Origin of the sequence: Dietzia sp. 2505 (assembly GCF_040546785.1) — a bacterium.
Lineage (GTDB): Bacteria > Actinomycetota > Actinomycetes > Mycobacteriales > Mycobacteriaceae > Dietzia.
This window is the reverse complement of record NZ_JBEPON010000005.1, coordinates 139,986-157,806: the sequence shown is the minus strand read 5'-3', so window position 1 is coordinate 157,806 and position 17,821 is coordinate 139,986. Positions and strand designations below refer to the sequence as shown.

Annotated in this window: 19 protein-coding genes and 1 tRNA gene; 15 read left to right on the top strand and 5 right to left on the bottom strand. The window is 71.8% G+C overall.

Annotated features, from left to right (window positions below):
* The first annotated feature begins 16 nt into the window (after positions 1 to 16).
* The 9 genes from ABIE38_RS11475 to ABIE38_RS11435 all read left to right on the top strand — a co-directional run bounded on the left by ABIE38_RS11475 (position 17) and on the right by ABIE38_RS11435 (position 8,499).
* Positions 17 to 1,072, top strand: a complete 1,056-nt coding sequence (locus ABIE38_RS11475) for an MSMEG_0568 family radical SAM protein (RefSeq protein ID WP_354056545.1) — start codon at positions 17 to 19, stop codon at positions 1,070 to 1,072.
* A gap of 4 nt (positions 1,073 to 1,076) precedes the next feature.
* The gene (locus tag ABIE38_RS11470; RefSeq protein ID WP_354056361.1) at positions 1,077 to 2,558 is read left to right on the top strand and encodes an MSMEG_0567/sll0787 family protein; all 1,482 of its coding nucleotides are present in this window, start codon (positions 1,077 to 1,079) and stop codon (positions 2,556 to 2,558) included.
* Positions 2,558 to 3,412 carry a carbon-nitrogen hydrolase family protein gene (locus ABIE38_RS11465; RefSeq protein WP_354056359.1) on the top strand — a complete coding sequence of 285 codons (855 nt, stop codon included), beginning with the start codon at positions 2,558 to 2,560 and terminating at the stop codon, positions 3,410 to 3,412. Before ABIE38_RS11470 ends, ABIE38_RS11465 begins: the two co-directional genes overlap by 1 nt.
* Positions 3,403 to 4,536, top strand: coding sequence for an MSMEG_0565 family glycosyltransferase (locus tag ABIE38_RS11460; protein WP_354056357.1), 1,134 nt, complete (start codon positions 3,403 to 3,405; stop codon positions 4,534 to 4,536). The genes ABIE38_RS11465 and ABIE38_RS11460 overlap by 10 nt, the downstream gene beginning before the upstream one ends.
* 23 nt (positions 4,537 to 4,559) lie before the next feature.
* The gene (locus ABIE38_RS11455; RefSeq protein WP_354056355.1) at positions 4,560 to 5,258 is read left to right on the top strand and encodes a vitamin K epoxide reductase family protein; all 699 of its coding nucleotides are present in this window, start codon (positions 4,560 to 4,562) and stop codon (positions 5,256 to 5,258) included.
* 89 nt (positions 5,259 to 5,347) lie between these two features.
* Complete coding sequence (locus ABIE38_RS11450) at positions 5,348 to 6,097, top strand: glycosyltransferase family 2 protein (protein ID WP_354056354.1); 750 nt, start codon at positions 5,348 to 5,350, stop codon at positions 6,095 to 6,097.
* Positions 6,094 to 7,155: an acyl-CoA dehydrogenase family protein gene (locus tag ABIE38_RS11445; protein ID WP_354056352.1), complete on the top strand. Its 1,062-nt coding sequence runs from the start codon at positions 6,094 to 6,096 to the stop codon at positions 7,153 to 7,155. The genes ABIE38_RS11450 and ABIE38_RS11445 overlap by 4 nt, the downstream gene beginning before the upstream one ends.
* Before the next feature lie 7 nt (positions 7,156 to 7,162).
* Positions 7,163 to 7,933 (top strand): PIG-L deacetylase family protein, encoded by a 771-nt coding sequence (locus ABIE38_RS11440; protein WP_354056350.1) that lies wholly within the window; start codon positions 7,163 to 7,165, stop codon positions 7,931 to 7,933.
* Positions 7,930 to 8,499, top strand: a complete 570-nt coding sequence (locus tag ABIE38_RS11435) for a class I SAM-dependent methyltransferase (protein WP_354056348.1) — start codon at positions 7,930 to 7,932, stop codon at positions 8,497 to 8,499. Before ABIE38_RS11440 ends, ABIE38_RS11435 begins: the two co-directional genes overlap by 4 nt.
* Positions 8,500 to 8,882: 383 nt before the next feature.
* Here ABIE38_RS11435 and ABIE38_RS11430 read toward each other — a convergent pair whose 3' ends face one another.
* A complete protein-coding gene (locus ABIE38_RS11430; protein ID WP_354056346.1) occupies positions 8,883 to 9,518 on the bottom strand; it encodes a TetR/AcrR family transcriptional regulator in 636 nt (211 codons plus the stop codon).
* Positions 9,519 to 9,634: 116 nt separating this feature from the next.
* On the opposite strand from ABIE38_RS11430, the gene ABIE38_RS11425 reads away from it, so the two are divergent.
* Positions 9,635 to 10,231 (top strand): HdeD family acid-resistance protein, encoded by a 597-nt coding sequence (locus ABIE38_RS11425; protein WP_354056344.1) that lies wholly within the window; start codon positions 9,635 to 9,637, stop codon positions 10,229 to 10,231.
* Between the two features lie 55 nt (positions 10,232 to 10,286).
* Here ABIE38_RS11425 and ABIE38_RS11420 read toward each other — a convergent pair whose 3' ends face one another.
* Complete coding sequence (locus tag ABIE38_RS11420; RefSeq protein WP_354056342.1) at positions 10,287 to 10,958, bottom strand: TetR/AcrR family transcriptional regulator; 672 nt, start codon at positions 10,956 to 10,958, stop codon at positions 10,287 to 10,289.
* A 200-nt stretch (positions 10,959 to 11,158) separates the two neighbouring features.
* Here ABIE38_RS11420 and ABIE38_RS11415 point away from each other — a divergent pair.
* Positions 11,159 to 11,233, top strand: a tRNA-Gln gene (locus ABIE38_RS11415).
* An 18-nt stretch (positions 11,234 to 11,251) separates the two neighbouring features.
* On the opposite strand, the gene ABIE38_RS11410 is transcribed toward ABIE38_RS11415, so the two are convergent.
* Both ABIE38_RS11410 and ABIE38_RS11405 read right to left on the bottom strand, forming a co-directional pair.
* Positions 11,252 to 11,413: a hypothetical protein gene (locus ABIE38_RS11410; protein WP_354056340.1), complete on the bottom strand. Its 162-nt coding sequence runs from the start codon at positions 11,411 to 11,413 to the stop codon at positions 11,252 to 11,254.
* Entirely contained in the window at positions 11,410 to 13,215 is a 1,806-nt protein-coding gene (locus tag ABIE38_RS11405; RefSeq protein ID WP_354056338.1) for a thiamine pyrophosphate-requiring protein, read from the bottom strand. The genes ABIE38_RS11410 and ABIE38_RS11405 overlap by 4 nt, the downstream gene beginning before the upstream one ends.
* A gap of 185 nt (positions 13,216 to 13,400) precedes the next feature.
* On the opposite strand from ABIE38_RS11405, the gene glmU reads away from it, so the two are divergent.
* The 4 genes from glmU (at position 13,401) to ABIE38_RS11385 (ending at position 17,073) form a co-directional block, all read left to right on the top strand.
* The gene (gene glmU, locus ABIE38_RS11400; RefSeq protein ID WP_354056336.1) at positions 13,401 to 14,861 is read left to right on the top strand and encodes a bifunctional UDP-N-acetylglucosamine diphosphorylase/glucosamine-1-phosphate N-acetyltransferase GlmU; all 1,461 of its coding nucleotides are present in this window, start codon (positions 13,401 to 13,403) and stop codon (positions 14,859 to 14,861) included.
* A 17-nt stretch (positions 14,862 to 14,878) separates the two neighbouring features.
* Positions 14,879 to 15,856 carry a ribose-phosphate diphosphokinase gene (locus ABIE38_RS11395; protein WP_179525800.1) on the top strand — a complete coding sequence of 326 codons (978 nt, stop codon included), beginning with the start codon at positions 14,879 to 14,881 and terminating at the stop codon, positions 15,854 to 15,856.
* Between the two features lies 1 nt (position 15,857).
* Positions 15,858 to 16,214, top strand: a complete 357-nt coding sequence (gene arsC / locus ABIE38_RS11390) for an arsenate reductase (glutaredoxin) (RefSeq protein ID WP_354056334.1) — start codon at positions 15,858 to 15,860, stop codon at positions 16,212 to 16,214.
* A gap of 226 nt (positions 16,215 to 16,440) precedes the next feature.
* Positions 16,441 to 17,073: a 50S ribosomal protein L25/general stress protein Ctc gene (locus ABIE38_RS11385; RefSeq protein WP_182610988.1), complete on the top strand. Its 633-nt coding sequence runs from the start codon at positions 16,441 to 16,443 to the stop codon at positions 17,071 to 17,073.
* Positions 17,074 to 17,155: 82 nt separating this feature from the next.
* Here ABIE38_RS11385 and ABIE38_RS11380 read toward each other — a convergent pair whose 3' ends face one another.
* A complete protein-coding gene (locus ABIE38_RS11380) occupies positions 17,156 to 17,773 on the bottom strand; it encodes a LysE/ArgO family amino acid transporter (protein ID WP_354056332.1) in 618 nt (205 codons plus the stop codon).
* Positions 17,774 to 17,821: the final 48 nt, after the last annotated feature.

Here is a 17,821-nt window from a genome sequence, read left to right as displayed (position 1 = left end):
CACCTCCACCACCGGAGTGTCCACCTCGACCAGGGTCGACCTGGCCCTCCTCGGCATCCGGGGCACCCCTCCGCTGCACCGCAGCGGGGGCGCCGGCCCCAGCGACGACGGGCACCTCGTCGTCTCCGGGCGCGACGCGGCGATCCCCCGCAACCCCGACAGCCCCTTCGTCTTCGACGGCGACCGGGTCCTGCGCGACGGCGTCGACACCGGACTGGAGGTCTCCGCGATCGGCCGTCCCCGCTTCTACGACCGCACGACCTCCGACGGGGTGCCGTACGAGAAGATCGCGCGCCTCCACGGACGCGACGTCCTGGCCACGACCGTGGTGCAGACCTGCATCCGCTACCGCCGGGAGGAGCGCTGCCGGTTCTGCTCGATCGAGGAGTCGCTGCGCGCGGGCACGACGGTGCCGGTCAAGCAGCCCGAGCAGCTGGCCGAGGTCGCCCGCGCGGCCGTCGACCTCGACGGGATCACCCAGATGGTCATGACCACCGGGACGTCGGCGGGCCGCGACCGCGGGGCCTCGCACCTGGCCCGCTGCGTCCGCGCCGTCAGAGCGGCCGTCCCGGAGCTGCCGATCCAGGTCCAGTGCGAGCCGCCCGCCGACCTGGCGGTCCTCTCCGACCTGCGTGACGCCGGTGCCGACGCGATCGGCATCCACGTCGAGTCGCTCGACGACGACGCCCGGCGGCGGTGGATGCCCGGCAAGTCGACGGTGCCCCTGGCGGAGTACCGGGCCGCGTGGGACGAGGCGGTCCGCGTGTTCGGGCGCAACCAGGTCTCGACCTACCTGCTCGTCGGGCTCGGCGAGGACCCCGACGAGATGATCGCCGGGGCCAAGGAGCTGGCCGAGTCGGGGGTCTACCCGTTCATCGTCCCGTACCGCCCCCAGTCGGGGACGCTGGCCGTCGACGTCGACGGGGCCCCCGCCCCCGATCAGCGGCGCGTGGAGTACATCAGCCGCGAGGTGGGCGCGCACCTGGAGCGGATCGGGATGGCCGGGGCCGACCAGAGCGCCGGCTGCGCGGCGTGCGGGGCGTGCAGCGTGCTGCAGTCGGTCGGGGGCTGAGACGATGCTCGACATCCGAGACCTCACCGGCCCCGCCCTTCCGGGCCGGACCCGCACGGCGGAGTCCGTCCTGGGGGCGGAGTCCGTGGTGGGGTCGGCCGCCGCGTCCATCCTCGCGGGAGGCCACCGCGCGGAGCCGGGCCCGGTGGTGCGGATCGCCGAGGATGCTCGCACCGTCGCCGCCTACCACCGTCTCCGGCACGAGGAGTTCGTCCTCCGCCAGGGGCTGTTCCCCGGAAGCGACCTCGACGAGGTCGACTCCGACCCCCGCACGGTGGTGCTCGTCTCCGTCGCCCCCGACGGAACCGTCCTCGGCGGGGTCCGGATCGCGCCGTGCGCGGAGCCGGACATCGGATGGTGGGCCGGCAGCCGACTCGTCGTGGCCGACACGGCCCACTCCGGTGGCATCGGCCCCGCCCTGATCCGCTCCGCCTGCGCGCACGTGGAGGCCCGCGGGGTTCTGCGCTTCGACGCATGCGTCCAGGACCGCTACTCGCCGCTGTTCACCTCCCTGGGGTGGGTCGACACCGGGGCGGGACCGGTCGTCTCCGGTCGCGCCCACCGGCGGATGAGGTGGCCCGTTGACCGGATCCAGCGACTCGCCGACTCCACCAAGTCCCTCCTGTCCGGGCTCCTGTCCCCGTTCGCCGAGCAGGCCGGGGGCCTCGGGCAGGCCGGCTACCGCGGCGACGACGGGGTGCCGGTGCCGGGCACCGATCTCATCGCGGCGTGCGACGCGATCCTCCCCTCGATGGTCGAGCGTGACCCCGAGTGGGCGGGATGGTGTTCGGTCCTGGTCAACCTCGGCGATCTCTCGGCCATGGGCGCCCAGCCCGTGGGACTGCTCGACGCCGTCGCCGCACCGACCAGCTCCCATCTCGAGCGGATCGTCAGGGGCGTGGCCGCGGCCGCGGCGGCCTGGCGGGTCCCGGTGCTCGGCGGCCACACTCAGGTCGGTGTCCCGTCGGCGCTGTCGGTGACCGCGCTCGGGCGCACCTCGCGGCCCATCCCCGCCGGAGGCGGTCGCGTCGGCCACACGCTGTCCCTCACCGCGGACCTCGGTGGGTCCTGGCGGCCGGGGTACCACGAGCGGCAGTGGGACTCCTCCAGCAGCCGGACCTCCGATGAGCTCCGACTGCTCTCGGGGCACGTGGCGCAGCTCGCCCCCGCCGCCGCCAAGGACGTGAGCATGGCGGGCATCGTCGGAACGGCGGGGATGTTGGCGGAGGCCTCCGGGACCGGTGCCCAACTCGACGTCGCGGCGATCCCGCGCCCGCGGGGCGCGAGTGTCGGCGCCTGGCTCACCTGCTTCCCGGGCTACGCCATGCTCACCGCGGACCGCGACGCCGCCCCGGCACCCGCGGGGCCGGCGGTCACCGCGGCCTGTGGTCGCCTCACCGACGAGCCCGGGGTGAGGCTGCGGTGGCCCGACGGCGAGGTGACCGTCGCCGTCGCCGGCACCGTCACGGGGCTGGGCACCGCCTGATGCGCACGGTGACCCTGGGGGCGCTGGCCGGGAACTTCGGCCGGGACCTCCCGCGGTGCGTCGGCAAGGCGGTCGGGATCATCGACGCGGCCGCCCGCGACGGCGTGGACCTGCTCGTCTTCCCGCACGCGACCCTCGGCGGCTATCTCGGCGACCTGCGCGCCCCCTCCGCCGAGTCCCTCCCACCGGCGCTCGACCCCGAGGGCCCGGAACTGGCCGCCATCGCCGCCGCCGCGGGGGACATGACCGTCTGCATCGGCTACACCGAGGCCGGAGACGGAACCCGGTTCAACACCGCCGTCTGCCTGACCGGCGACGGGGTGCTCGGAGTCCACCGGAAGGTCCACCAGCCCGTAGACGAGGGCACCCACTACGGCGCCGGGGAGTCGTTTCGTGCGTTCGACACGCCGGTCGGGCGCCTGGGGATGCTCATCGACTACGACAAGACCTTCCCCGAGTCGGCGCGGTCGCTCGCCCTCGACGGCGCCCAGGTGGTGGCCACCCTGTCGGCGTGGCCCGCCAGTGTGACCGACCGCGCCGCGCGGCTCCCCGCTGATCGTCAGTCCAGGCTGTTCGACCTCTACGACTGCGCGCGGGCAGCCGAGAACCAGGTGTTCGTGGTGGCCTCCAACCAGACCGGGGTCATGGGCTCCCTCCGCTTCCTCGGCCAGGCCAAGGTCGTGGGGCCCGGTGGCGAGGTCCTCGCGGCCACCCGGTCCAAGGGCGGGATCGCGAGGGTCGAGGTCGACATCGAGACGGAACTCGCCCGATCGAGGAGGGTGCTCGACCACCTCGCGGAGCGACGCCCCGAGACCTACGCGTCGGAACCGGAAGGGGACCCGCCGTGCGCATAGCCCTGCTCACCTACTCGACCCGCCCGCGCGGGGGCGTGGTCCACACCCTGCACCTGGCCGAGGCGCTGGCCCGGACAGGCGCCGCCGTGACGGTGTACTCGCTGGCCCGCGGCGCGGATGCCGGCTTCTTCCGCGAGGTCGACCCCGCCGTCACCGTTCGTCTCGCGCCGTTCCCGGATCGTCCGGGCGAGTCCGTCACCGACCGCATCGTGCGCTCGATCGCCACCCTGCGCGGGTGCGTCGATCCGGACGGGTTCGACATCGTCCACGCCCAGGACTGCATCAGCGCCAACGCCGTCGGCCGGTGCATCCGCACCATCCATCACCTCGACGAATTCACCACCCCCGTCCTGGTGGAGTGCCACGAGAAGGCCATCACCACCCCCTACGCGCACGTGTGCGTCTCCGACGCCGTCGCCGCCGAGGTCCGGCGGGGATGGGACCTGGCCCCCACGGTGATCCCCAACGGCGTGGACCACGCCCGCTTCGCTCAGGCTTCTGGCAAGGGGGCAGGAGCCGTCTCCGCGCGCGAGCGGTGGCGGCGCAGGCTCGGACCGTACGTCCTGGCCGTCGGCGGCATCGAACCCCGCAAGGGCAGCATCGATCTCCTCGAGGCGTTCGCGCTGCTGCGCCGGAGGCGTCCGGACCTCTCGCTCGTGTTCGCCGGCGGGGAGACCCTGTTCGACTACCGCGACTACCGCGCCCGGTTCGACCGGCGGTGCGTGGAGCTGGGCATCGACCCCGTCGTCGTCGGCGTGGTGCCGGAGGGGGACCTGCCGGGTCTCGTCGCGGCGTGCGACGTCTTCGCCTTCCCCTCCACCAAGGAGGGCTTCGGGTTGGCCGCCATGGAGGCGCTCGCCGCGGGCCGCCCGGTTGTCGCGCGCGACCTGCCGATCCTCCGGGAGGTGTTCGGCACCTGCGTCGAGTACGCCGCGTCGATACCGGACCTCGCCGACCGTCTCGAGTCGGCACTCTCCCCCGATCCCGCGAGGGCCCGGGACGGCAGCGCTCTGGCCGCGTCACTTACCTGGGACGCGGCGGCCGCAGCGCACCTGGCCTTCTACGCCGACCACGCTCGCGGCCACCTCGGCGCGCCACCGACGGCGCAGGAGAACGCCCGCTGACCGGCCATCGGTACGCTGGCCGCATGCGCGAGACCTCAGACGCCCCACACGTCGACCCCACGGGCGCCCCCGCCGAGCCGGTGACGATCGCCCCCGCCGCGGGTACCGACGCCGACGCCCACTCCGGCGTCGTCTCGCGGGTGTTCACCGACCGGTGGATGGGCGTGCTGCTCACCATCGGGTCGGTCATCGCCCTGGTGGCGTCGTTCCAGCTCAGCCTGGACAAGATCCGGCTCCTGGAGAACCCGGACTACATGCCGGCCTGCAACTTCTCCATCCTCATGAGCTGCAAGAGCGTCATCAACTCCGAACAGGGCGCGGTATTCGGGTTCCCCAACCCCTTCATCGGGCTGGTGGGCTACGCCGTCCTCATCGCGATCGGCGTCGCCGCCGCCTCGGGCGTGCGCTTCCCGCGCTGGTACTGGGTGGGCGCGCTCCTCGGGCTGACGTTCGCCGCGGGGATGGTCCACTGGTTGGCGTATCAGTCCATCTTCTCCATCCAGGTGCTGTGCCCCTGGTGCATGGTCGTGTGGGCCATGACCATCCCGATGTTCTGGTACACCCTGCTCCACGTGCTGGCCAAGCTCACCGGCGCCGGCTGGGTACGGGCGCTCCAGCGGTGGCACCTGGTCCCGGTGGTCGTATGGTTCCTGGCATTGGCAGCGATCATCCTCTGGGCGTTCTGGGATTTCTACTGGGCGGATTTCTTCGGCAACCTCTGACGGGATCACCCCTCTGACCGACAGATCGCGCCGGCCGGCCCACGCCGTCCCCGCCACCGGCACCGCCCGTGCGACCTGAAGGGAACCCGATGCGCTTCATGGGAATCGACGTGGTGATCCCGGTCCACGACGAGCAGGAGCTGCTCGCCGGCTGTCTGGACTCCCTCGAGGCGTGCGCTGAGGCCACCCCCGTGCCGGTGACGGTGACAGTCGTGCTCGATTCCTGCACCGACGACTCCGAGGCCATCGCCCGGGGCCGGGCCCGCATCGTGCGGAGCGACGCGCGCAACGTCGGCGCCGCGCGGGCCGTGGGGTTCGACGCACTCTCTGTTCCCTCCTCACCCGACCGGTCGGGGCAGCGCTGGTACGCCACGACCGACGCGGACTCCCGCGTGCCCCCCACCTGGCTGGCCGACCAGTTGCGCCTCGCGCTCGACGGCGCCGACCTGGTCGCAGGACTGGTCGAGGTGACCGACTGGTCCGGGTGGAACCCGGCCACCCGGGTGCGCTACCTCGAGGGCTACCGGTCCGGCTCCGAGCACCGACACATCCACGGCGCCAACATCGGCATCTCGGCCCGTGCCTACCGCGAACTGGGCGGCTTCGAGCGACTGCCGGTCCATGAGGACGTGCACCTGGTGCACCGCGCCGAGAGGGCCGGCCTGTCGGTCGCCTGGTCCACCGCGACGCCCGTGACCACCTCCGCCCGCCGACACTCCCGCACCCCCGGCGGCTTCTCGGGGCACCTGGCCCTCACAGAGCTGGACCACACCCCGCCAGGCCACACCGCGTCGGACACGACCGCGCGGGGCCATACGCGGAGCGGGGTCACCCCGTGAATTCCTCCGACCGCCTCCACGGCGCCGACCTCGCCCGGCAGTGGGTGCGCTCGGGGCGCGCGGACCTGCCCCTGCCCGGCCACGGGGAGACCCGCACCCGCTGGTCCGAGCTCACCGAGATGTGCGCCCGCGACGTCTCGGCCGGTCGTCTGGTCGAGGCCCACGCCGACGCCGACGCGATCCTCGCCGAGATCGAGGGCACCCGCGTCGCGCCCGGCGAGTTCTGGGGCGTGTGGGCCGCCGAGCCGCCGACGCCGCGCGTCACCGCCCGGAGAGAAGAAGGCGGCACCGGGCCGGCAGCAGCCCGTGCGGAGCACACCGGGGGCGGCGCCGGGGGGTGGGTGCTCGACGGGGTCAAGGCCTGGTGCTCCGGTGCGGCGGTGTGCACGCACGCCCTGATCACAGCCCACGACGACGACGAGCCGCGCCTGTTCGCCGTGGACCTGCGACACCCCGGCGTGTCCGTCCGGGCGGACGGCTGGGCGCACCCGGGGATGGCGGGGACCGGCACCACTGCCGTGGAGTTCCGGGATGTGCCGGCGCGCGCGGTCGGCGACCGGACCTCGTACCTTGACCGGCCCGGGTTCTGGCACGGCGGGATCGGCGTGGCGGCGTGCTGGCTGGGCGCCGGGATCGCGGTGGCCCGTCCGCTCGTGGCCCGCTCGAGCAGGCCCGACGCCGGTGAGCACGCACTGGCCCACCTCGGCGCCATCGACGCGTCGCTCGGCGGGGCGGTGTGGGCGCTCGACGCGGCCGCGCGGGAGATCGATGGCGCCGGCCCGGACCTCGACGCTGCCGGCCCGGCCGCTGTCACCGACTCCGACCTCGACGCCGACCGCCACCGGGCCGTCCGCGTCCGGGCGATCGTGGAGGCCGCGGTCGACGACACCATCCGGCGGGTCGGCCGCGCGTTGGGTGCCGGTCCGCTCGCGATGGACCCGCGCCACGCTCAAGCCGTGCTCGACGCGAGCGTGTACATCCGACAGTTCCACGCCGAACGCGATCTGGCCGGTCTCGGCCGGACCGCCCGCACCCACGGCGGTTGGGCCCGTGGGTGAGGTTCCTGTGAACGAGCTTCCGGGCTGGGCCGGCATCGGACCCGGTGACCGCGGCACCCCCGCCGTCGACTGGGCTCGGTGGCTGGCCGACCGCGTCCCCGATCCCGCGTTCGCGGTCCCCGACTGGTGTCGGCGGCTCGTCGTGGTGGCACCGCACCCCGATGACGAGATCCTCGGCGTCGGGGTCAGCGCCTCCAGGTGTGCGGCCGCAGGCGTCGACGTCACGGTGGTCGCGGTGACCGACGGTGACGCCTCGCACCCCGACTCCCCCACACTCTCCCCGCAGCAGCTGGCCGGCCTTCGGGTCGAGGAGAGCCGGCGCGCGTGCACACTGCTCGGGCTCCCCGAGCCCGTCCGCCTGGGGCTGCCGGACGGGCGGGTCCGCGACCATTCCGCCCTCCTCACCGAGGCCATCGCCGGGATCGTCGGCGATTCGGGCCCGACCACGCTCGTCTTGTCGACGTGGCGAGGTGACGGTCATCCCGATCATGAGGCCGCCGGCCACGCGGCCGCCAACGCCTGCGCCGCGACCGGGTCCCGGCTGGTCGAGTACCCGGTGTGGACCTGGCACTGGGCCACCCCCGGTGACCCGCGGGTGCCGTGGGAGCGCCGCCGCAGGGTGGTGCTCACCGATCTCGAGCTCGACGCCAAGCGGGATGCCGTCTCGCAGTTCGTCACCCAGGTCGAGCCGTTGTCCGACTCGCCGGGCGACGAGGCGATCCTTCCCGGCTGGATACTCGACCGTCTGGTCACCAGAGAGGAGACGGTGTTCTGGTGAGCACTCCCGGCCACTACTTCGAGTCGATGTACGCCGATTCGACCGATCCCTGGGACTTCGCCACCGCCTGGTACGAGCTGCGCCGCTACGGGCTGATCGTCGCGTCCCTGCCCGAGCAGCGCTACCGGGTGTGCTTCGAGCCCGCGTGTTCGGTGGGCGTGCTCACCGAGATGTTGGCCGCACGCTGCGACGAGGTCCACGCGGTGGACGTGGTCGACACCGCTGCCGAACAGGCCCGCCGTCGACTCGACCGCGCCGGGCTGTCCAATGCCCACGTCCGAACCGCCGACGCGCTCGACCCGTGGCCACACGCCACCTGCGACCTGCTGGTCCTCTCGGAGTTCCTTTACTACACCCCCGTCGACGGGCTCGATGACCTCCTCACCGACCTGCTGCGGCTGCTCGAGCCGGGCGGGACGGTGGCGGCCTGTCACTGGCTCGGCCGATCGTCCGACCACGCCTGCACCGGCGAGGATGTCCACGCCGCGCTGGCTGAGCGCGGCGATCTCACCCTGCTGTCACACCACCGGGAAGAGGGCTTCATCCTCCAGATCTTCCGCCGCTGACCCCACCACCCCACCCCAAGCGCGCAGTCGCGTCCCCCAAGGCAGAGTCCCCCACTCGCGTCGTCGCGTCCCCCAAGGTGGCGCATCCCCCAAGGCGGCGCATCCCCTGCGCGTGGTGCAATGCCGATCAAACCTTCCTCGTGGTCGTAGCTACCGTGACCGAGGTCGCACTCAGCGAGCAGATTCCGGCAAGTCTCCCCGGTAGCTGCGACCAGTACGTTCGGCAGCCCCCGACCAAGACGTTCGGCAGCTGCGACGAGTAAGTTCAGCAGCCCCCGACCCGACCAGAACGACCGATCGCCCTCGACCAGCATCTCGTCCCCGCGCCCCGTCACCACACCTCTGTCCCGCACCCCGCACCCCGCACCCGTCGCCCCCAGTAATCAACCGGCGCCCTCCGCCTGCTCGACCAGGTGCACGATCGCCTCCGCGTGCAGTCTGAACAGCGCTGCCACGTCGGCGTCCCCGGTCAGCGACGCGAGGAAGATCCCGTCGCCACCGCCGAGTGCGTACGTCGCCACGAGCCGCGCATCCGCGTCCGCGAGCCCTGGCCGCACCAGCGCGAGTTCCCCCGCGATCCGCTCGATCGCCTCCCCACGCAATCGCAGATAGATCTCTCGGGCCGCCGGTTCCACGGGACGCCGTTCCAACGCCAGCATCAGGACCAGTCGCAGAAAGTCCGGCGACTGGGAGAACGTCTTGGCCACCCCCAGGCACAACTCCGTCACCCGCTCGGCGAGGGAGTCCCCCTCCCCCCGGGTCACCTGGCCCAGCCACAGTTCGACGCTCTCCTCCACCACGGCGGCCAGGAGGGCGTCCTTGTCGGCGAAGTGCCAGTAGATCGAACTCGCGGGGAGCCCACTGACCTTGCTGACCTGCGCGATGCTGGTCCCCTCGTAGCCGCGCTCCCCGGCCACCGCAGCGGCGGCCTCGAGGATTCTGCGTCTGGACTCGCGACCCTTGGCGCGCGTGCGCCTGCTCCCGCCCGCCTGGTCCCCCACGGTCCCCTCCTCTGCCATGCTGCCTCCCCGATCCTGTGTCCAGCGACTCATTGTCCGGGTGCGCCCCGAGTTCTACTGTAGTGATCACTACAGTATCGCGATGGCGAGAGGCCACCGCCCGAAAGGTGGACGACATGATCGACTCCCTCACCCGCAACTGGTGGGTTCAACTGATCCGCGGAGGGCTGGCCCTCACGCTCGGCGCCACGGCGCTCCTCGCTCCCGGGTCCGACACCGGCGCCGGCATGACGCTCGCCGTGTTCCTGGTGGCCGCGTTCGCGATCGGCGACGGCGCCATGACCGTCACCACCGGACTCGCCCTGCCGAGCGACGACCGCGGCCGGGGCGGACTGGTCGCCATCGGCGCCGGTCTCATCGCGCTCGGGATGGTCGTGTTGTTCTGGCCCGGATTGTCCGCCACGGCGCTCACGCTGCTGTTCGCCGCCTGGCTCGTGGTCTCAGGGTCACTCGTGGCCTACGGCGCGCGGACCCTGCGTCGGGGAATCTCGGACTCGTGGATCATGGGGACACTGGGGGCGGCGCTCATCGCGCTCGGCGTCGGTCTCGGCCTGTTCGGTCCCTCGACCATCGACACGTTCGTGATCTTCGCCGGCTGGTTCGGGCTGGCCGTGGGCGCCGCCATGGTGGCCGTCGCGTTCAGGCTGCGGGCGGATGTCGAGCGGCTGCCCGCGCCGAGCCGTGGCTCTGAGGCGACCCCGGTCACGGCCTGAGCCCAGGGCAGCACCCGGCCCCGGGGACGCTACGGCGGGCCCGGCCCCGGGAACGCTACGGCCGACCCGGCCCCGGGCGCAGATCGCGGCCCACCAACGCGCCCTCCGGGTTGCTCGGTCCGCAGTACTTCTCGAGCACGTCAGCCTCGAGGGTCGGACGCGGGTCGAGGTGGGAGAGACCGTTGAAGCACAGGTTGACGATGTGCGCGGCCACCTCCTCCTTGGGCGGGGTGCGCACGTCCAGCCACCACTGCGCGGTGCCGGAGACCATCCCCACCAACGCCTGCGCGTACACGCTGGCGGTGACGGGGTCGAAACCGCGGTTCACGAACTCCTCCTCGAGGATGTACGTCACGCTCGCCGTGGCGTCGTTGAGCAGGGTCGAGTACGACCCACCGGCGGCCGTCGACGACTCGCGGACCAGGATCCGGAAACCGTCGGTGCGTTCCTCCACATAGCGCAGCAACGCCATGGCGGCGCGCTCGATCCGCCGCCGCGACCCCTCCCCCTGCAAGGACTCGGTGATCTCGGCACCCAGGTAGGCCAGCTCGCGATCGCACACCACGGCGTAGAGCCCCTCCTTGCCGCCGAAGTGCTCGTAGACCACCGGCTTGGAGACCCCCGCCACGGCCGCGATCTCCTCGACCGTCGCGGAATCGTAGCCGTACTCGGCGAAGATCCGGCGACCCACCTCGACCAACTGCTGCCGTCGCTTGGCGGCCGTCATCCTGGTCCTCGGCGTCGGAATGCCCTCGCCCGTCATCATCAACCCTTTCGCAGGTGCCCCAGACTAGTCGGCCGGACGCCGCACCCCCGACCTCCGCCCCTGTCCCGGCGCGACCGAACTGGACCTCATCGGTCCGACCAGGTCCGCACCAGCGGAACCCGTGGCGTATGCCAGACTGTTACCGACCCGGACAGGGTCGTTCCCCCGTGGTGTAATCGGCAACACTTCTGATTTTGGTTCAGATATTCCAGGTTCGAGTCCTGGCGGGGGAGCCACCGGCCCCCTCGCGGATCTCAGCCCATCCCGCCGGAGATCGCGAGCGCCAGGACGAGCAGCAGGATCGCCAGGATCGCCAGCACGGCGAGCGCCGGCTGGCGTCGGTTGCGCGGAGTGCGCACCTCCTCCTCACCCTGCTGGGAGACGGACTGCGGGTCGGGCTCGTTCGCTCCGGTCATGTGAACCTCTCCTCTTCGATTCGGGCGTACTCCTCCAGCAGTACCAACCCGTGGCGTCCGGCGTCGCCTTCTGCCCGCAAGCCCTCGCGCATCGACGCGAGCATCTCCCGGCCGTGGGGGAAGGGCGGCAGCAGCGGGACGTCGGGGTCGGTGACCGCCTCGATCACCGTGGGCCGGTCCGCGCTGAACGCCTCGTCCAGCGCGGCGTCGAGCTGGTCGGCGTCCTCGACCCGCACCCCGCGCAGCCCGAGCAGCCGGGCGTAGCCGGCCATGTCGAACGCCGGGACGTCCTGCGAGGGCGCGAACCGCGGGGCCGCCTCGGTCTCCCGCTGCTCCCAGCTCACCTCGGCCAGGTCGCCGTTGCATAGCACCACCACGACCATCGTGGGGTCGTCCCATCCGGGCCACGCCTCGGAGACGGTGATCAGCTCGTTGATCCCCAACATCTGCACGGCCCCGTCGCCGGCCAGCACCACGACGGGCCTGGCCGGGGCGGTGGCCTTGGCGGCGATCGCGTACGGGATGCCGCAGCCCATCGAGGCCAGCGTGGACGACAGGTGAGCCGGGACCGAGGTGGGCAGGCCCATCTGCCGGACGTAGTGGTACACCGAGCTGCCCACGTCCACGGCGAGCCGGGAGTCGTGCGGCATGTGACGGCACAGTCTGCGGGCCACGAGCTCCGGGTTGAGGCCGCGGGCCGGGACCTCGGCGCGTTCGCGGGAGATCTCGCGCCACTGCCCGACCCACTTCTCCACCTCGCCGCGCCACGCGGACCGGTCGCGCTCTCCCACTCGCTCGGTCAGCGCGCGTAGCGCCACCGCGGAGTCGCCGACCAGCCCCACCTCGACCGGATAGCGGTTGGCCAGGTGGGACGGGTCGAGGTCGATCTGCACGGCCCGCGCCTGCCCGGGCACCGGGTAGAACTCCGTCCAGGGGTCGTTCGATCCGACGATCAGGAGGGTGTCGCAGTTCTGCAGGATGCGCGCGCTCGCCGTCGTCCCCAGGTGCCCCATCGTCCCACCCACCAGAGGGTGGGACTCGTCGACGTACGGCTTGCCCAGAAGGCTCATCGTCACCCCGGCGTCCAGGCGTTCGGCCAGGTCCATCAGTTCCTGCCGGGCCCCGGCCATACCGCGCCCGGCCAGGATGGCGATGCGCTCCCCCGCGTCCAGCAGGTCGACCGCGCGCGCCACGTCGTCCTCGCGCGGCGAGACCACCCCGTGCGTCCACTCCGGCGCGGTCACCACCACGCCGTGTTCCTGGCCGAGGTCCTCACCCAGGTCGGGGGCGGGCGCGTTCTGGACGTCGTGGGGAAGGACGACGACGACGGGGGTCCGGTGCGTCAGGGCCGCGCGGAACGCCCGGTCGATCACCATGGGCAGTTGCTCGGGCGTGAGGACGGTCTGCAGATAAGGCCCGGCCACGTCGGCGAACACACTGCTCAGGTTGATCTCCTGCTGATAATCGGAGCCGAGCACGCTCGTGTGCTGCTGCGCCACCAACGCGACCACCGGCACGCTGTCCAGCTTGGCGTCGTACAGGCCGTTGATCAGGTGTGCGGCGCCCGGTCCCTGCGTGGAGTTGACCACCCCCACCCCGCCCGCGTACTTGGCGTCGGCCACCGCCATGAACGCCGCCGACTCCTCGTGCCGCGCCCGCATGAACCGCGGCGCCACGGCGGCCCGTTGCAGCGCACCGAGCAGCGGGTTGTTGCCGTCCCCGGCGTATCCGTAGATTCGTTCCACGTCCCAGGCGACCAGTCGTTCGACGACGAGGTCCGCCACCGTCTTCTCGTGGGTCATCTGTGTCCCCTCTCCGATGGGCGGCCCTGATGGTGCGCCCCACCGTAGGGGCCGCACCGGCGGGCCTCCACCGGTCCCGCGCAACGACGTGGTCCCCGTCGGACCCACCCCTTATCCTTTCGGGGATGGTCCGCTCGCCGGACGAGAACCCGACCCCGGCATCCCACGCCGACCGAGGAGACTTGATGACGACACCCGACACCGACCGCTCGCAGACCGCGGTCATCGTCCTGGCCGCCGGTTCCGGCACCCGGATGAAGAGCGCGACCCCCAAGATGCTGCACCGGGTGTGCGGGCGGACGATGCTCGGGCACGCGCTGCACGCCGCGGCCGGGATCCGCCCGGAGCAGATCGTCGTGGTGGTGGGGCACCAGCGTGAGCAGGTCGGGGCCGCGGTCGCCGAGCTCGCCGTCGACCTGGGTGTCCCGGTGACCACCGCGGTGCAGGAGGAGCAGAACGGCACGGGCGACGCGGTGGCCGCGGGCATGGCCGCCCTGCCCGCGGACTTCTCGGGGACCGTACTGGTCACCACCTCGGACATCCCCCTGCTGGACGCCGATACCCTCCGCGAGGTGGTCACGCGCCACGACCTCCGGCCACGCGCCTCGGTCACCATTCTGACCTCCACGGCCCCCGACCCCACGGGGTACGGGCGGATCGTGCGGAACGACGACGGCGAGGTGCTCAGAATTGTCGAGCACAAGGACGCCTCGGACGACGAACGGGCGATCGACGAGGTCAACTCCGGCATCTACGCCTTCGACGCCCGCGTCCTGCGGGAGAAGTTGGGCGAGCTGGGCACCGACAACTCGCAGGGCGAGCTGTATCTGACCGACGTCATCCAGCTGGCTCGTCAGTCCAACGGGCTCATCCGCGGCCACCGCGTCGAGGACGCCGACCTGGTGGCCGGGGTCAACGACCGAGTTCAGCTGGCCCGGCTGGCCGCCGAGATGAACCGGCGCCTGTGCGAGGAGGCCATGCGCGCCGGCGCGACGATCGTCGATCCGGGCAGCACCTGGGTGGACGTGGACGTCCGCATCGGCCGGGACGTCACCATCCTGCCGGGTACCCACCTCACCGGTTCCACCGAGATCGGGGACGGCGCGACCGTCGGACCGGACACCACCCTGCAGGACACCACTGTGGGCGAGGGCTCGACCGTCGTGCGCACCCACGCCGTCGGCGCGAGCATCGGGCCCGGGGCCGAGGTCGGCCCGTTCGCCTACCTGCGTCCCCAGGCGGAGCTGGGCGAGCGCAGCAAGATCGGCACCTTCGTGGAGGTCAAGAAGTCGACGATCGGCGCGCACACCAAGGTCCCGCACCTGACCTACGTGGGGGACGCGACCATCGGGGAGCACACCAATATCGGGGCATCGAGCGTCTTCGTCAATTACGACGGGGTGAACAAGAACCGTACAGTGATCGGCGATCACTGCCGCACCGGTTCGGACACCATGTTCATCGCACCGGTGACCGTCGGAGACGGGGCCTATTCGGGCGCGGGTACCGTGATCAAGAACGACGTCCCGCCCGGGGCCCTGGCGGTGTCCGGCGGACGACAGAGGAACATCGACGACTGGGTGATCGAGAACCGACCGGATTCCGGCTCGGCCGAGGCCGCCCTACGTACCCGGAACGACTCCTAGAAGGACGGACTCACCGAGTGAGCGAGTGGATCGACAACCAGAAGAACCTGATGTTTTTCGCGGGGCGCGCGCACCCCGAACTCTCGGATCAGGTCGCCGCCGAGCTGGGGATCGAGGTCACCCCCCAGACCGCCCGCGACTTCGCCAACGGGGAGATCTTCGTCCGCTTCGAGCAGTCGGTCCGCGGCTGCGACGCGTTCGTGCTGCAGAGCTGCCCGGCGCCGCTGAACAAGTGGATCATGGAGCAGCTCATCATGATCGACGCCCTCAAGCGGGGCAGCGCCAAGCGGATCACGGCCGTCCTGCCGTTCTACCCGTACGCGCGGCAGGACAAGAAGCACCGTGGTCGTGAGCCCATCTCCGCCCGCCTGATCGCCGATCTGCTCAAGACCGCCGGCGCCGACCGCATCATCACGGTCGACCTGCACACCGACCAGATCCAGGGCTTCTTCGACGGCCCGGTCGACCACATGCACGCCCAGGGTCAGCTGTCGGACTACGTGCGTGAGCACTACGGCACGGACAACATCTGCGTGGTCTCCCCCGACGCCGGCCGCGTCAAGGTGGGCGAGAAGTGGGCCGACGCCCTCGACGGTGCGCCCCTGGCGTTCGTCCACAAGACCCGCGACCCCAATGTGCCCAACCAGGTCAAGTCCAACCGCGTCGTGGGTGACGTCGAGGGTCGCACCTGTGTGCTGATGGACGACATGATCGACACCGGCGGCACCATCGCCGGCGCCGTCAAGGTGCTCAAGGACGCCGGTGCCGGCGACGTGATCATCGCCTGCACGCACGGTGTCTTCTCCGACCCGGCGGCCGAGCGGCTGGCCACGTGCGGGGCCAAGGAGGTCATCACCACCGACACGCTGCCGATCCCGCCGGAGAAGCGGTTCGACAACCTCACCGTGCTGTCCATCGCCCCCCTGCTCGCCCGGACGATCCACGAGGTCTTTGAGAACGGCTCGGTGACCAGCCTGTTCAACGGGAACGCCTGACATGTCCCCGGAGGCGGGGAGCGCCACGATCTACCACAACCCGCGCTGTTCGAAGTCCCGGCAGGCGCTCGACCTGCTGCGCGAGCGGGGGGTCGAGCCGACGGTGGTCAGGTACCTCGACACCCCGCCCACGGTGGAGCAGCTCCGCACCCTCATCGCCGACGCCGGGCTGACGGTGCGGCAGGCCGTGCGGGTCAAGGAGGCCGAGTTCACCGAGCTCGGACTGCTCGAGGCCTCGGACGAGGAACTTCTCGAGGCGATGGTCGCGCACCCCCGGCTCATCGAGCGGCCCTTCGTCGTCACCGACAAGGGCACCCGCCTGGCGCGGCCCACCTCCGTCGTCGAGGAGATCCTCTGACGGCGCCGGTGCTCAGCGCCCCGGCGTGATTTGGGGGCCGGGCTCCGCGCCGCTAGGCTGATCGGGTCATCTCGGCGAGGGAGGGCCCTGCAGGGGCCACTCCGTTATCGACGCGATCATTGTCGGTGTGGTCCCCGGTGGGCCGCCCCGGGCGATCGTCTCGGTCGCCGGGGAGGTCTCCCGCACGTAGAGCGCACGCGCGCTCCCCACCGACAGAAGGTTCACCATGGCCAAGGAAATCAACAACCTCAAGACCTCCATCCGCACCGAGTTCGGCAAGGGCTCCGCCCGCCGCGCCCGTCGTGAGGGCCAGGTCCCCGCGGTGCTCTACGGCCACCACACCGAGCCGCGCCACCTCCTCCTCAACACGCTGGAGTTCGCCGCGGTGCTGCGTGCGCACGGCACCAACTCGCTGCTCACGCTGGACATCGAGGGTGAGGAGCAGCTCGCGCTGCCCAAGCAGATCGACGTGCACCCGCTGACCCGCGTCATCGAGCACACCGACCTGCTCGTCGTGCGCAAGGGCGAGAAGGTCACGGTCGAGGTCTCCGTCACGGTCGTCGGCGACGCCGCCCCGGGCACCCTCGTCACCCAGGACGCCAGCTACGTCGAGATCGAGGCCGACGCCACCCTCCTGCCCGAGGGCTTCGAGGTCTCGGTCGAGGACGCCGAGGCCGGCCTCCAGATCACCGCCGCCGACATCGAGCTCCCCGCCGGCAGCACCCTGGTCTCCGATCCCGAGACGCTGATCGTCAACGTGATCGAGGCGCCGACCGAGGCGGACCTCGAGTCCGAGGAGGAGGCAGCTCCCCAGGGTGAGGCCGCCGAGGACGCCGCCCAGGCCGCCGAAGAGGCGTGATCCCCCACGCCGCGGTCTGACCTGCGGCGACACCGGCCTCGGGCCCGGACCGACCACCGCGTCGGTCCGGGCCCGCGGTCGTTCAACCGCGGATGAGGCCGACGGCCAGGACGACCATCATCACGGCGATGCCCGCGTCCAGCACCCGCCACGCCCCGGGCCTGGCGAACACTCCGCGCAGGGCCCTGCCCCCGAAGCCGATCAACGCGAACCATGCCGTGCCGGCGAGGAACGCCCCGGCCGCGAACACCCAGCGGAGGTCCCCCGCCTGCTGGTTGGCGAGGGTGCCCAGGAAGACCACGCTGTCGAGATAGGCGTGGGGGTTGAGCCAGGTGAACGCCGCGCACGCCGCCACCGCGCCCAGGGTCGAGGGGATCCGTGCGTCGCCGTCCACCTGCAGCCCGCCGCCGGGGCGCAGGGCGCGGGAGGCGGCAAAGGCTCCGTAGGCCAGAAGGAACACCACGCCGAACCACTTCATCACCGTGATTGCGGCGGGCGCGGACTCGACCAGCGCCCCGACCCCGGCCACGCCGAGCAGGATCAGGACCGCCTCGGACAGGACGCAGAAGACCACGATCGGAACCATCGCGACGTCGCCCCGGATCGAGCGTTGGAGAACGTAGGCGTTCTGTGCGCCGACGGCGGCGATGAGCCCGAGGCCCATGCCGGCGCCCATGAGAAGCGTGGAGGTGGTGGTCACGTCCCCACGCTAGGGTCGCGATATCTGCAGTGCTACTACAGTTTTTTA

Coding starts and splice junctions, on each gene's coding strand:
- ABIE38_RS11410 (WP_354056340.1), bottom strand. CDS start 11,413: ATGACCGGAGCGAACGAGCCCGACCCGCAGTCCGTCTCCCAGCAGGGT.
- ABIE38_RS11455 (WP_354056355.1), top strand. CDS start 4,560: ATGCGCGAGACCTCAGACGCCCCACACGTCGACCCCACGGGCGCCCCC.
- ABIE38_RS11405 (WP_354056338.1), bottom strand. CDS start 13,215: ATGACCCACGAGAAGACGGTGGCGGACCTCGTCGTCGAACGACTGGTC.
- ABIE38_RS11385 (WP_182610988.1), top strand. CDS start 16,441: ATGGCCAAGGAAATCAACAACCTCAAGACCTCCATCCGCACCGAGTTC.
- ABIE38_RS11465 (WP_354056359.1), top strand. CDS start 2,558: ATGCGCACGGTGACCCTGGGGGCGCTGGCCGGGAACTTCGGCCGGGAC.
- ABIE38_RS11420 (WP_354056342.1), bottom strand. CDS start 10,958: ATGACGGCCGCCAAGCGACGGCAGCAGTTGGTCGAGGTGGGTCGCCGG.
- glmU (WP_354056336.1), top strand. CDS start 13,401: ATGACGACACCCGACACCGACCGCTCGCAGACCGCGGTCATCGTCCTG.
- ABIE38_RS11425 (WP_354056344.1), top strand. CDS start 9,635: ATGATCGACTCCCTCACCCGCAACTGGTGGGTTCAACTGATCCGCGGA.
- ABIE38_RS11430 (WP_354056346.1), bottom strand. CDS start 9,518: ATGGCAGAGGAGGGGACCGTGGGGGACCAGGCGGGCGGGAGCAGGCGC.
- arsC (WP_354056334.1), top strand. CDS start 15,858: ATGTCCCCGGAGGCGGGGAGCGCCACGATCTACCACAACCCGCGCTGT.
- ABIE38_RS11470 (WP_354056361.1), top strand. CDS start 1,077: ATGCTCGACATCCGAGACCTCACCGGCCCCGCCCTTCCGGGCCGGACC.
- ABIE38_RS11450 (WP_354056354.1), top strand. CDS start 5,348: ATGCGCTTCATGGGAATCGACGTGGTGATCCCGGTCCACGACGAGCAG.